20 protein-coding genes are annotated in these 12,976 nt (G+C 25.8%); 4 read left to right on the top strand and 16 right to left on the bottom strand.

Annotation, left to right across the window (positions count from 1 at the left end):
* Nucleotides 1-553: 553 nt before the first annotated feature.
* Nucleotides 554-1,066: a Panacea domain-containing protein gene (locus I5Q57_RS09080; protein WP_215826221.1), complete on the top strand. Its 513-nt coding sequence runs from the start codon at nt 554-556 to the stop codon at nt 1,064-1,066.
* A gap of 477 nt (nt 1,067-1,543) precedes the next feature.
* Here the strand turns inward: I5Q57_RS09080 and I5Q57_RS09075 are convergent, their stop codons facing one another.
* Nucleotides 1,544-3,226 (bottom strand): hypothetical protein, encoded by a 1,683-nt coding sequence (locus I5Q57_RS09075; RefSeq protein ID WP_215826220.1) that lies wholly within the window; start codon nt 3,224-3,226, stop codon nt 1,544-1,546.
* 73 nt (nt 3,227-3,299) lie between these two features.
* Between I5Q57_RS09075 and I5Q57_RS09070 the strand changes: the two genes are divergently transcribed.
* The gene (locus I5Q57_RS09070) at nt 3,300-3,584 is read left to right on the top strand and encodes a hypothetical protein (protein ID WP_215826219.1); all 285 of its coding nucleotides are present in this window, start codon (nt 3,300-3,302) and stop codon (nt 3,582-3,584) included.
* A 132-nt stretch (nt 3,585-3,716) separates the two neighbouring features.
* Nucleotides 3,717-4,412, top strand: a complete 696-nt coding sequence (locus I5Q57_RS09065) for an integrase core domain-containing protein (protein ID WP_215826218.1) — start codon at nt 3,717-3,719, stop codon at nt 4,410-4,412.
* 654 nt (nt 4,413-5,066) lie between these two features.
* On the opposite strand, the gene I5Q57_RS09060 is transcribed toward I5Q57_RS09065, so the two are convergent.
* The 15 genes from I5Q57_RS09060 to I5Q57_RS08990 form a co-directional block, all read right to left on the bottom strand.
* On the bottom strand, nt 5,067-5,588 hold the full coding sequence (locus I5Q57_RS09060; protein ID WP_215826217.1) for an integrase core domain-containing protein: 522 nt from the start codon (nt 5,586-5,588) through the stop codon (nt 5,067-5,069).
* 72 nt (nt 5,589-5,660) lie between these two features.
* Nucleotides 5,661-6,149, bottom strand: a complete 489-nt coding sequence (locus I5Q57_RS09055) for a hypothetical protein (protein ID WP_215826216.1) — start codon at nt 6,147-6,149, stop codon at nt 5,661-5,663.
* A gap of 69 nt (nt 6,150-6,218) precedes the next feature.
* Entirely contained in the window at nt 6,219-6,692 is a 474-nt protein-coding gene (locus tag I5Q57_RS09050; protein WP_215826215.1) for a hypothetical protein, read from the bottom strand.
* A gap of 56 nt (nt 6,693-6,748) precedes the next feature.
* A complete protein-coding gene (locus I5Q57_RS09045) occupies nt 6,749-7,771 on the bottom strand; it encodes a hypothetical protein (RefSeq protein WP_215826214.1) in 1,023 nt (340 codons plus the stop codon).
* A gap of 57 nt (nt 7,772-7,828) precedes the next feature.
* Nucleotides 7,829-8,140 (bottom strand): hypothetical protein, encoded by a 312-nt coding sequence (locus I5Q57_RS09040; RefSeq protein ID WP_215826213.1) that lies wholly within the window; start codon nt 8,138-8,140, stop codon nt 7,829-7,831.
* A gap of 300 nt (nt 8,141-8,440) precedes the next feature.
* Nucleotides 8,441-8,665 (bottom strand): hypothetical protein, encoded by a 225-nt coding sequence (locus I5Q57_RS09035; protein ID WP_215826212.1) that lies wholly within the window; start codon nt 8,663-8,665, stop codon nt 8,441-8,443.
* Entirely contained in the window at nt 8,658-8,822 is a 165-nt protein-coding gene (locus I5Q57_RS09030; RefSeq protein WP_215826211.1) for a hypothetical protein, read from the bottom strand. The genes I5Q57_RS09035 and I5Q57_RS09030 overlap by 8 nt, the downstream gene beginning before the upstream one ends.
* 157 nt (nt 8,823-8,979) lie before the next feature.
* Entirely contained in the window at nt 8,980-9,225 is a 246-nt protein-coding gene (locus I5Q57_RS09025; protein WP_215826210.1) for a hypothetical protein, read from the bottom strand.
* 9 nt (nt 9,226-9,234) lie between these two features.
* Nucleotides 9,235-9,522 carry a hypothetical protein gene (locus I5Q57_RS09020; protein WP_215826209.1) on the bottom strand — a complete coding sequence of 96 codons (288 nt, stop codon included), beginning with the start codon at nt 9,520-9,522 and terminating at the stop codon, nt 9,235-9,237.
* 13 nt (nt 9,523-9,535) lie between these two features.
* Nucleotides 9,536-9,889 carry a hypothetical protein gene (locus I5Q57_RS09015; RefSeq protein WP_215826208.1) on the bottom strand — a complete coding sequence of 118 codons (354 nt, stop codon included), beginning with the start codon at nt 9,887-9,889 and terminating at the stop codon, nt 9,536-9,538.
* Between the two features lie 174 nt (nt 9,890-10,063).
* The gene (locus I5Q57_RS09010) at nt 10,064-10,453 is read right to left on the bottom strand and encodes a hypothetical protein (RefSeq protein WP_215826207.1); all 390 of its coding nucleotides are present in this window, start codon (nt 10,451-10,453) and stop codon (nt 10,064-10,066) included.
* 116 nt (nt 10,454-10,569) lie between these two features.
* Complete coding sequence (locus tag I5Q57_RS09005) at nt 10,570-10,806, bottom strand: hypothetical protein (protein ID WP_215826206.1); 237 nt, start codon at nt 10,804-10,806, stop codon at nt 10,570-10,572.
* Nucleotides 10,807-10,821: 15 nt separating this feature from the next.
* A complete protein-coding gene (locus I5Q57_RS09000; protein ID WP_215826205.1) occupies nt 10,822-11,052 on the bottom strand; it encodes a hypothetical protein in 231 nt (76 codons plus the stop codon).
* A 406-nt stretch (nt 11,053-11,458) separates the two neighbouring features.
* Nucleotides 11,459-11,635: a hypothetical protein gene (locus I5Q57_RS08995; protein ID WP_215826204.1), complete on the bottom strand. Its 177-nt coding sequence runs from the start codon at nt 11,633-11,635 to the stop codon at nt 11,459-11,461.
* A gap of 164 nt (nt 11,636-11,799) precedes the next feature.
* The gene (locus tag I5Q57_RS08990; RefSeq protein WP_215826203.1) at nt 11,800-12,129 is read right to left on the bottom strand and encodes a hypothetical protein; all 330 of its coding nucleotides are present in this window, start codon (nt 12,127-12,129) and stop codon (nt 11,800-11,802) included.
* Between the two features lie 281 nt (nt 12,130-12,410).
* Here I5Q57_RS08990 and I5Q57_RS08985 point away from each other — a divergent pair, with 281 nt between their 5' ends.
* Entirely contained in the window at nt 12,411-12,950 is a 540-nt protein-coding gene (locus tag I5Q57_RS08985; protein WP_215826202.1) for a hypothetical protein, read from the top strand.
* Nucleotides 12,951-12,976 lie beyond the last annotated feature (26 nt).

The raw sequence follows: 12,976 nt of genomic DNA, 5'->3' as shown, positions 1-12,976 counted from the left end.
AACGAAGCGTCAATATACTGGGATTTTATTAAGCTTACAAAAAATCTCGGCACCGCTTTTCAACCTGTTGGGGGTCCGCGTTTTAGCAGGACCTTGGGGACCCTGACTTTATTGAAAGAACTTCCTTAATTTTTTTAAATTATTATACACGCAGATTTTGTAAAAGTCAACCCTCCCAGAGTTTTTATTTTTAAAAATAGTGTATAATTAAGTTATAATAATTGTGAATTAAGTTTAAGGAGGGAAATTAAAATGAAAAGAAAAATAATTAGTTACAGTGATGAAATGATTAAAAGTGGTGTAGAGTTAAATAAGAAAGATAAGTTTATGAAAGCAATTTCTAAATTATTGGTTAAAGATTAAAATAATTAAAAATATGTTTACGCAGGGTTGGATTTTTAATTTGGTTTTACCAATGGATAGTAAAAATAATAAATAAAAAGCATCCTTATAAAATATGTTATATTCATAATTATAGATAACTGATTGCCCCGAGAGTTTTTTAAAAAATAGTGTATAATTAAGTTAATAATGATAGGAGGGTGTCTTAATCATGGAAAATAATAATGTTATGGATATGGCAAAATATTTAATTCATAAAAATCCAGCTTTATTTAACTCAAAACAACTTTTTAAAAAAAATGGCTTAAAAATGTATAAGGGGGAATTTATGCTTCATAAATTGCTTCATTTAGCACAAGTTTTTCATTTATTAATTAAGAATAAACCTTTATTTAGTGTAAATGAAGAAGTAGCTTATAACAATGGACCTGTTATTATAAGTATTCGCAAACAACATAATAAACCTTTAATTTTTAATACAAAAAGCGAAATTAATTTAAGTAAAGAAATTAAAAGTTTTATTGATAATATTTATTTATTTTTTGAAGACGCAAACCCTGATGAATTATTTGAAATAACACATTATGATCAATGCTGAAAGGAAGCATTTAAAAAAAGTGAAAAAAATATTGACGACGGTAAAATGGATGTTAGAAATTATATTGATTTTTATAAAAAAAAATATAAGATTGCAATAGATCATTTCTCTGAGTTGTATTTGTAGATTTATATTTAGAAAGATTATAATAATTAAATATGTTTAAGTTAGGTTTAATTTTTAATTTGGTTTTACCAATGGATAGTAAAGATAATAAAAATCATCCTCATATTTTAATTTGTTATATAAATAATAATAGTTTTTGTTTACTTTCAAAAATAGTATCTTATAAAAAAATAAAAACAGTAGCACCTTTTAATTGTATTCCTATTTTTAAAAAGGATTTCCCGTGCTTGAAAAATGATAGCACGCTAAGCGGAAACACATTAATAAAGTTAGAATTTGATAAAAATAGTTTAAACAGTTATATTTTAAAGTGTTCTTTAAATTTTAATTGTAAATATTGCCCATTTAAATCGCACCTCATTTTGGATATGGAACATAAGGCATTTAAAAAACATGTTAAGAATTGTTTTAAAAATGTTAAAGAAAATAAAAATTTCCGTTACAAGACTTTTTACTTGAAGACTTAAAATATTATAATTAAATTATATAAAATAAATTTTTATTTTGTTTTCCACGAATAAACTGTCTTACAGCATATAACGCATAAAAGTCTGCATCATAAGGATCAAGATACATTTTTGGATCAGGAACATTCGTGCGTTTTTCATCATATCGTAATTCTTCGTAGCATTTGGCAGTAAAAGGATTATTCTGTAAATTTATATTACAATTACCAAATCCAAACAAATTACGCATTCAAATAACGCGGTCTGTTAAACCAGATTCTTTGGTTAATGGTGTTGTGTGTTTAATGGCTGTGCTGGTACGAATGTTAAAACTATAATCTTCGATTAATTTTGTTTTAATTCATTCCATAGCGGTTTTTGCTTTATCATCATAATTAAAAATAACATCAGCAAAATTATAAAAATTTGCTCTTAAAGTCATGATTTCTTCTACAAGATAACTAATTTTTTCATTTTCAGAAAAATTATCTTCGGGGGTTACAACAATCTCACATATTAAATATGGATCGTAAAGTTCAGTTTTTTTATATTCTTGAAATCCCCAAAATTTTAGCACAGTATGATCGATTGGCCCGGTCGCCCAATCAATCCCGATACTATAAAAATCAAATTTATACATATCAATAGCGGCAACATAAAAATCTTTTAAATCATATTTTTGTGTATATTTTAAATGTTTTCGAAACGGAAAGATAGTACTATCAATGTCTGAGTACTCAAAACCATATTTTACAATAGCATATTCATTGGGGTTATCTTTTTTAAGTTGGTTTACTTTTTTTCTTGAAATTTCTGGCAATTTATTTAAAGTGGAGTCTAATGTTAGTCTTAAAACAAAAATTCCTAAACCCTCAAATTCTTTTTCATTTTCGTATCAAACTTTACCAGTTTCTTTTAATAAATTCATTATCTTGTCGTTTAATGGTAAAAATGGCATACAGTATTTTTCATAAAATGGGTGATATTTATCATAGGGGTTGCAAGTGAACGTGACAAAAAAACTTTTTCATAAGTAACGAGTTTCTTGTTGTCCTGTCATTTTATCAACAAAGGTTCAAGAAAGTTCTTTTATGGGTTTGTCAGAAACTTTAATCCGATTGCTACGAAACATTGACATTTGTAAAAGCTCATATCTATAAATTAATTGTTTATCACTCAAAGTTTCTTTTTCTTCTGCCGTAATTATTTCGTCAGTTCGTGAACACAAAAAACTAGAACCTTTTACAGCTGTTCCAAAAATTATATTACCGTTGGCATAACCAATAAAAGTTATTCGTTGATTGGAAGGAAAAATTATTTCTCCGCCCTCTTTATTCAATTTTCAAACTATTCCGGTCACCTTAGAGTGCTCAGGTCCAATTTGAACGCCATACTTTTCTTCTAAATATTGACATAAATTATGTAAATCAGCAATTGTTGTTTCAGGATGTGTATTTTCATAGCGTCGTACTTCTTGAGCAGATGTATCTGTAAAGTTACAACAAATTCATAAATCCCAAGCTAAACAGTTTCAAGTTTTAAAGGTCATTCTAGCAGTAGGCACAAATCTATAAAAACACCTCGTTGTAAAATATTCTGCCCAATCATCGCCAACTAGTTCCTTAAAGATTTCTCAAGTAAAACCAAAATTATTGTCACTAAAATTTAAGTCATATTTTTTATTTAATTGTGAGTAATTAGTTATTTTTTTCATTATACTAATATTATCTATGAATGTTAACTGTTTTATGTGTTTGATATAGAAAAAATAAAAAATGAAATAGAAAATGAAGTATATTGTACCTAAAAATGATTTAGCAGATTTAAAAGCTAAATTACAATCTTGAATGACTACGATTTATAATGAAAAATATTATCATAAAGTAAAAAAATGAGTAAGTAAATATCTCAATTTATGTACCAACTTATATATGAATAATACAGATAACATATCTGTAAATAAATTGATTAAAAAATATTTTCGTGGTAGTAAAATGACATTTTATATTTGAGCTAAAAAAATTATTAATGGTTATTATCGAGACAACTTTTATGAATTGCAATTCAAATAAACAACACCAAAAAATATTAAATATCAATTTTCATTAGAAACCAGAAAAAAAATTTGTGATTATTACTTTGATTACAAATTTGTAGGTGCGGGCGTTGTATTATCGCTTTATCATAATATTCATCAAAAAAATGTGCATGATATCGATACAAATAATGTCCCCAAATCAATTAATACTTTTTATCGTTGAATTAAACAAGACGAACGCTATGGAGAAATAAAAACGCAAATTAAAAAAGCAAAACGCCATTTTAAGCGTTATGAAGTTTCAGATGTTGGACTACTGCAAATGGATGCTAAAGTGTTTACTGATAAAAATTATCCTATTGCTAAGCATAGATTATATGTTTATGATTTCATTGACGAAATAACAAGAATTGCTTTTGGATATGTGTATGATAGTTTAGGAACCAATAATGCCATTAATGCCATGCAAAGAGCAATGAAAGATTTTAGTGAACTTGGCATAACAATTAAACGCATTCGCGCTGATAATGCTCCGGAACTCACTACTACTAATTGAAGTAATAAAAAAACATACAAAGTAAAAGAAAGGCATTTTACAACCTTTCTTTCAAAAAACGGAATTATCCATGAAACCACACCAATCCGTTCTCCTCAGAGCAACGGAAAGATTGAACGGTTTCACCGTAATTATATTAGTTTATTTTGGTTTAAAAAATGTGGTTTTGAAACAAAATTTGATGTTAAACAATTACAAATTCATTTGAATGAGTGGTACGCATTTTATAATTTCAAGCGAAAACATAAAAGTTTGAATTACAAAACTCCATTTGAAACTTTAAATAAATTTATTATTGCAAAATAATTATTTAAAAAATAATAGAAACTCGTGAAAAATGTTTTAATTTGGTTAATTTTGAATTAAATATTTTTTATTGTGGATAAAATTAACTTTTTTAATTTTAATAATACAAAATATGGTATTATGAAATCAATTAAGAGAATCATAGTCTAATAACTGTGTGTGATTTACAAAATTAAAAAAAGTATGTAATATACCACAGACTTATGACAAGTACAAGCATTTTTTTAAAAAAGGAATAATAAATTATCAAATAATGCAAGAAATTTTTTAAAATGGTTTATAATTAGATTCCAAGGCAAAGAGACTGTAGATTAATTTTTGGAGAAAGGTTGTTGATTATTTGGTAAAATTTATTAATTAGTAAAAATTCACGAAAGGGATTTAATTAATATTAAAAAATTACTAGGAATCATAGGAACAATAACAATATCCGGAAGCGGAATGGACTATTTTTAAAAAGTAATTTTATATGTAAATTAGTAAATATATCACTTACTTAACTTCAGATAAAATTCTACAAAATTAAAATAAAACAAATCATATAAAGATATTGAATAAATTTATTCAATATCTTTTAATTTAGTAAAAATAAATTTGTGATTGTTATATATAATGCTGGATTAAATTTTTACACTTCAAAAATTTAACAGAAAATTACCTTGTTAAAAGTTTTTGTAGTATTTGAAATGGAGTTTTAGTATTTAATGACGAGTGACAGCGTTCAAAATTGTAAAAGTAATAATATTTGTTTAAATAATGTTGAAGTTCATTTTGATTTAATTTTTTGTCCTTAGCATAAAATAATTTGCTATAATGTTGGTGAAACCGTTCAATTTTACCGTTGCTCTGTGGCGAACGAATCGGTGTGGTTTCGTGGACAATTCCGTTCCTCGAAAGAAAGGTTGTAAAATGCCTTTCTTTTACTTTGTACGATTTTTTATTACTTCAGTTAGTAGTAGTAAATTCAGGAGCATTATCAGTACGAAGGCGTTTAATTGTTATGCCAAGTTCGCTAAAATCTTTCATTGCTCTTTGCACAGCGTTAATAGCATTGTTAGCTCCTAAACTATCATAAACATAACCAAATACTATGCGTATTATTTCGTCAATGAAATCATAAATGTAATATTTTTTATCAACCGGAAAATTTAATGTAGTAATTATTTTGGCATCCATTTGTAAAAGACCAATCTCGGATACTTCATAACGCTTAAAATTGCGTTTAGTTTGTTTGATTTGTTGTTTTAATTATTTTCAACGGGAGTCAGTTTTAATTCAACGATAAAAAGTTTTGATATTTTTATGAACTTCTGAATTTTTGACATCGCGAAAACCAATTTTTAAATTGTTAAATAAAGACCACATTCCGCCAGCTTGAAAATTTTTGTAATCAAAATATAAATCACATAATTTTTCACGAGAATTTAAACTATATTGATAATTAAGATTTTGTGGTTTTGTAGTTTTGAACAATAACAAATCTAAATTGTCAGAATAATAAGCGGTCATAATTTTTTCTGCCCAGCGATAAAAAGTTTTTGTTGCATTCTTAAAATATTTTTTAATAAGTTTTGTTAAAGTAGTTTCTTCAATATAGAAATAAGTACATAAATTTAAATAAGCAGTAATGCGTTTTTTAGTTTTATAGTAATAAGGATTACGGCAATTAGCACTTAGTCAACTTTGTACTTTTGCTTTTAAATCTGCTAAATCAGCTTGGGAAATAATATATTTCATTTTTTAAACTCCTTAAATTAAGAAAATCGCATTACAAAAATACGATTTTCAAAAATATTTATTAAATTACTAATTTTTTTTATTAGGTACTTCCGCAGAGAATGAAGTTAAATAAAATCCGTCTTCTAATTTATGAATAGAAATTTTAACATCAACCAAAGTATCTATTACATAAAAATCCTTAGAAAATGCAGATTTACGAGTACTATTATTAAGGTAAAAATCACCAAGTTGGTTATAAACATTACTTCGCACATCAACTAATAAATAAAAAGCAAATCCAATGACACTATTTTGTTCAGTATTTCTTATCGTAAATTTACCATTATGCGATACTTGTTCATTGAGATAATTAGGAATATTTAAATCACTGGCATCAATTTCTAAATATTGAGGTCTATACAAAAAATTACTACTAATTCAAGCACTTTTACTAATTTTAGAAAATTGTAATTTATATGTTTTTAAAACATTACTATTTTTACTACAACCAAAAGTAAGCATTATACATATTAAATTTAAAGCTGATAAAAATTTTCGCATAAAGAAAAATCCTCCTTTCAAAGGAATTATATTTTATATAAAAATATTGGAAACATTTAAGAAAACTTTTTTAATATCATTAGCAAAATTGCCAAGGGCACTACAAATTCAAATAACATCTGAAATGCTGGAATAACTTCAAACAATGGAAAGGCAGTTTTGGTAAAATTAATTGTTGTTTTGGCAATATCCGCAAGGGGGCGAATTAAAAGATTAATCCCTGAAAGACCAAGTAATCAATTCAACACACTAATAGAAGCGTGCTGAATACCACAAGATATGGCACTAAATAAACCCCAATAAGAACAGTTGGGTGTAGGAATTAAATCATCCGTATTACCACTTATTCCACCACCAATAAAAGCTGTTGAATTCAAAATATTAAAATCGTATAAAGAATAATGATATTCAGTGCTTTCATTTTTCTTTTTATATAGCGGGAAAGTCAGTGTAAAAATATTAATTCCATACATTACATCAACTTTGGCATTGTAAAAATGCAGTTTATTACTAGTGGCGTTCCATAATTGGTTATCATATGCTTTTAAAACATTAAAATCTATTTGATAAGAATTTTTACCGGTGTTAAACCCATTGGCGATTTGTTTATCTTTAACAAAAAAATAGGAACGAAAAATCATATTCTTACTATTTTCTACTGTTGAACCAAAGTTAATTAAATACTGTTTAGGATAAAAAGTAATTAAAGAACGATAGAAAAAACCCATTTGTAAAACATTTTTAGGAATTTCTTGCATTCCTTTGTAATCTAATTCTACATAAGTAGAAGCGTCTGTATCAAAACTTGCATAAAAGAATTGTACGAAAAAACCACCTAAAACTTTATAAATTTTATTAAATAAACCATTAATAAAATCAACAGTTAAATCTTTTTGGTAATAAAGCATAAAATCTTTAAAATCAAATTTTAATTTGTCATCATAGCGTAAAAAATAGAAAGTATTACCATAATAATTAACTTGTCCAAAAAATTTATTAATAAAATCTCCTAAAAAACTTGTTCGTGATCCATATTTTCAAAGCGATTTACCATTTTCTAAAAACTCATTAACACCCACAATGCTACCACGCTCAGTTTTTATAGTAATAACATCACCAAAACTAGAAAAGGAAAGTTATCTAAAAATAACTTTTTCAATCATATCAGGATAAGGATATGAATTTTTGCGACTTAAACTAAGTTTACTATTTTGTTTAAAACCATTTAATTTAATAGAAATTTCACTCATATATTTAAAATTATCATCAAAGAAATTAAAAATTGGCACTCAATATAAGTAACTATAATTAAATTTATCAAAATCTCGGCGTTGTATCATTAAATAATCAAGTTTATCTTGAAACTGATTATATTGATACTCACCATCATTTTTAGTTATTGTGGTCGGTAATGATTGCTCGTTATCTTTTTCTGGTAAAGGAGGCATTTCGGCAGAAAATGAAGTTAAATAAAATCCGTCTTCTAATTTATGAATAGAAATTCTGACATCAACCAAAGTATCTATTACATAAAAATCCTTAGAAAATGCAGATTTACGAGCACCATTATTACGGTAAAAATCACCAAGTTGGTTATAAATATTACTTCGTACATCAACTAATAAATAAAAAGCAAATCCAATTACACTATTTTGATCGGTATTTCTTATCGTAAATTTACCATTATGCGATACTTGTTCATTGAAATAATTAGGAATATTTAAATCATTGGCATCAATTTCTAAATATTAAGGTCTATACAAAAAATTACTACTAATTCAAGCACTTTTACCAATTTTAGAAAATTGTACTTCACAAACATTATCACAAGTATTAGAGTTTACAGTTCGTTTTTCTCGTTTCATAAAGGATTGTTCCATATTAGGTTTGGATGGTTGTTTTGTATCAAAAAACGCTCCTAACGGCACCAAACCAATAAACATTATTACAAATCAAGAAATAATCTTATGCATTTCATCACGTCTTAAAACTATTTTTTATCGCTTTAAAAGCATCAGAAAATTTATAATGATTATGTTTTGGACATTCACAATTAACAACTTGCATATGATGCTTTTTAAAAACCTTATTAAAATAATAACCCCTAATAATTAACTTAATAACAGTCATTAACAAATAAACCATTAATAATCAAAAATACACTTTAAGTTGTTAAAAATATTCAAATTATAATAACAACACTATGAAGTATAATAAAAAAATGTATAAAACCTAAAATGCTTTTAAATCATTTAATACTTAATATTTTATTTAACTTTTTCATTTTTTAACTCCTTAAAATTAAATATATTGTTGATAAAATACAAATCGTTCCTAAAATTTGGAAAATCGGATGTTGGGAAAATAACCTTATCATTGGTTTAAACAAATCTAAAATTTTAATATTTTTTGATAGAACTTTATTGAAATATTCTAAACCCTCACGCACATAGGCTCATAAACCTAAAAAATCATTTAAAGCAAAAATATAAAAAACAGCAACAAGAATAAATAAAATTATTAATTTAAACATTTTCTAAACCTACCTTTTTATTCGCCGTCAGTGTTGATTAACTCACGGTCTATTTTTAGGGCTATTACCAGCTCATCAATTAGCAACTGATTTTCGATATTTTTTACGAAAACCAACTTTTGGTCGTTCAATATTAATACCTAAAATGCCACCAATTACAAGATTTATCACAAGCATAATTAGTGGGAAAATAATAATGCGAATATCTGTTCCAGGAATGGTTAAAGTTCAAATTAAATCAAAAACTTTATAAAACATATCGCCAGTCAAACTAGCCATTTTTTCTAAGTTTTCCATTTTTTAAACTCCTTTACTTGTTTTTCTTCTTCAGATTATTTTTTAACTTAGTAAGTATCTTACTGAATTTTTCCATTTTTAAATATTCTAATGCTTCAATATCCATTACGTTATCATTTCAAAATTTATGCTGATAATTATCATTCAAAGCACGATTACTTAATTCACGCAAGAATGATAAATATTTATTATCATAAAAGTTTAAAATTGACATCGGAATTTTCAATTTAAAGAAATAAATGTCTAATTCTGGAATGCTACGATACTTGATTTTGCGACCTTTTTTATCATTTTTTGCATTAATTAGAGTTAATCGTCATTGTTCGTATTCGCTTACCGATTTAAAAGTACCGTAAATAACTTGCAAATAAGAACGAAAAATACTAACCGGTTTTTTTCTAATACCAACAATTATTGAATTCGCAATATCACGAACTTTAACTCATATATGTTCAGCTCGTTGTCCGCTTGCTAATACGATATGGGTAAATTGTCGAGCCGAAGCGAAATATTCTTGTAAACCTTGGGTTACTCTATCATTTTATTTATAATCAGTTCCTTCTAAAAATAAGTTAGTTTCATCTCATAACAGTAAATGTTTTTCTTCTAATATCGGATAATTATAATCTAATAAAGACATATGACCTAATGAAAGCATTTGTTTATCTGTAATCGGAAAAGTAGAAATCGTTTTTCAACCACTTAATAAGTAAGAAGCTAAAACCATTAAAGCAGTTTTTCCAATCCCTAAAGCACCAATGACTAAATTTAAGGGTGAATTTAATAAGAAATTAATAAAACTTCGACGAGCAAAGAAATGAGAAATTTTAGTATATAAAATATACAAAGCAATTAATAAATAAATAATATCAAATAGCATTCGCCAACTCTGAGGATTATAATAATGCAAAATCGCACCATAGAATCGCACCATAAAATCACGCAAAAATAAATAAAGTGCGATTTAAAGCGACAAAATCATATAATCTTAAATTTATTTTTTTAAACAATAGCATCACTTAAATCACACTCTCCTTATTTTTATTACTATCTGCCGGGCATTAATTTTTCAAACATTTTGAAAGCAATTAAAAATAAACCAATAATTACACCAAGCAAGAAAACTCAATATGTAGCAAAGAAATTAACGACATTTGGCATATTACCACCAATAATATCAGTTCAAATATTACCGAACGCTGTAATTAATGCTTTTCATAAGTTAGTAACCGCTTGTTCACCAGTAATTTTTACTGGTACATCGGCCAAGAAAGTTCCAATCATATAATCACCTCCTTTCTAAACAAAATATGATTTAACCTTATAAAATAAAATAACCATAAATAAGATAACTATTACTAATACCATTCAAAAGGCAATATTCGCTATTAAAAGTCAAAGTAGTTCTTTGGTTAAGTCAATTTCTTTACCAGAAACTCACGCCGGAATAACTTTAATTTGAATAAATAAATCCCAAAAATACAATTTTGTCATTTCTCAATCTAAATCTTTTCAAGCAACTAAAAACATAATAATTACCGCTTAAAAGGTCAAAAGAGTAGAAAAATAATGGCCGAGAAGAGCATTACAATTATCAAAATTGAAAACAAAAATACAACTTGGGGTGGTAAATTAGCGGTTGGATAAATTAATTCAATTAACTCAATAATTATTTTTTTAAACATTTTCTAAACCTACTTTTTAATTTCTTTTTCATCTTGTTCTAATAAATTTCGCTTAAACTTTGCAATAAATATTCGTTGTGAATAAGTAAAATCTTTTGGCAACTGTTTTGCTTAACTACCATATTTCTTTTTATCTTTAAAAAACCGATAAATATTAACCGCAATATAGTATGCTAGTAATAATGTTAAAATCGTAAAAAACACTAATTCAAAAATACTCATTTTTCTTTTCTCCTTAATTTTTTAATCCTTTAATATGGAATATCAACACAAAGTCAATTATCACCGACTAAATCAGTTCTAACAGATTCAACTGCAAATTTAGACGCTCAATTTTTTTGTTCTAATCCGGTTTTTTTATTAATAGAATATATAAACTCTTGACAATAATCTTTGCCAGGCTCATCCACACTAACTCACATTTTCATTTCTAAAACTCCTCAAAAAAATTGCAATAACTTAGTTAAATAACTCAACTAACATCGATAATTAACGGGCGGAGCATACGCTTTCCACACCGTTTAAACACCATAAAAACTAACTAAAATATTTTTTTTATTTACCCCTATTCTTAAAACACCGTAAAACATTTTTAAAATGAATTTTTAAAATAATCAAAACTTACAACCTTTTTATCATGTTCTTTTTCGGCAACAAAAAAACCTAACAACTCATGACCTAAAATCAAACTAGACTCTTGACCTTTATCATTAATAAAAACTAACCGATATTCACCATCTCTAATTATTCCTATACAAATAGAATTCTCATATTTTCCTTTATAAACAAATCGTTTCGAAAACCAAATACCAGTAGATTCATACAATCACGGAATTGCTGGTGCTTTAATAAGTACTGCATTTTGTGTTTCTTTTAAAAGATATTTTTCAGTATTTAAAAAAATATTTTCAATATTTCTCATATACATACCATCCTTACAATATTTAGTTATATTAAACTAAGTTATATTAAACTAAGTTATATAACTAAGTTAAATATTTATTTTTTTAAACATTTATGTTTAACAAAATTTGTTAGTAAACTTCGTTTACTAATTAACTTAGTTTATTATTATCAAGGCACAGAAAAATATAAGGCATAATTAAAAATAATAAGTGTTAATTTAACCTTATATTTCTTGTAATAAATAAATGAGCTCATATTTATTTATTAATTAACAGCAAGTTTGTAAAAACCAAAATCTTGTCATATGTATATGGTTTCTACACCTTTTTAGTAGAAGCTAATAATGATATAATAGTAAAATATGATTATTATTATGGTGGAACTGGAGATGCTAGTTGAAGTTATACTTTAAGGTTTAATGATAAGAAAACATTAAATATAGTAGATTTTACTAAATATGCTTCTGATTGAAATTCATTTATAGAAAAATATCCTTACATTATAATTAACACTTATGGAGAAGAAAATTCACCAGAAACTTTTGGTGATGTAGGAAAAGGTAAATTTGGAGATATTAAAATTAATTTAAATAATATCGATATAAATCATAACAATAATAGTGATAAAGCATATTGAAGAACTTTAGTTAAAGCAAATCAATATTGATTTGCTTCATATGATGTTGATTGTGATGTTGAAATAGGATTATGAATTGAAAATAATAAAGAATTAAAATTAAATATTTATGTTTATAGTTATCTTTATAGTGCTGGAGCCACCAATAGACACTTAACAACTGTTTTAGGAGTAAATTTTGCTAAAATTGTAAATAATTAAAATTAAAAAAATACTTTTAATTCTAG

The organism is Spiroplasma endosymbiont of 'Nebria riversi', from assembly GCF_018831625.1.
GTDB lineage: Bacteria > Bacillota_I > Bacilli_A > Mycoplasmatales > Nriv7 > Nriv7.
Note: the sequence above shows the minus strand (reverse complement) of the source record. Positions and strands in the feature narration are given on the sequence as shown.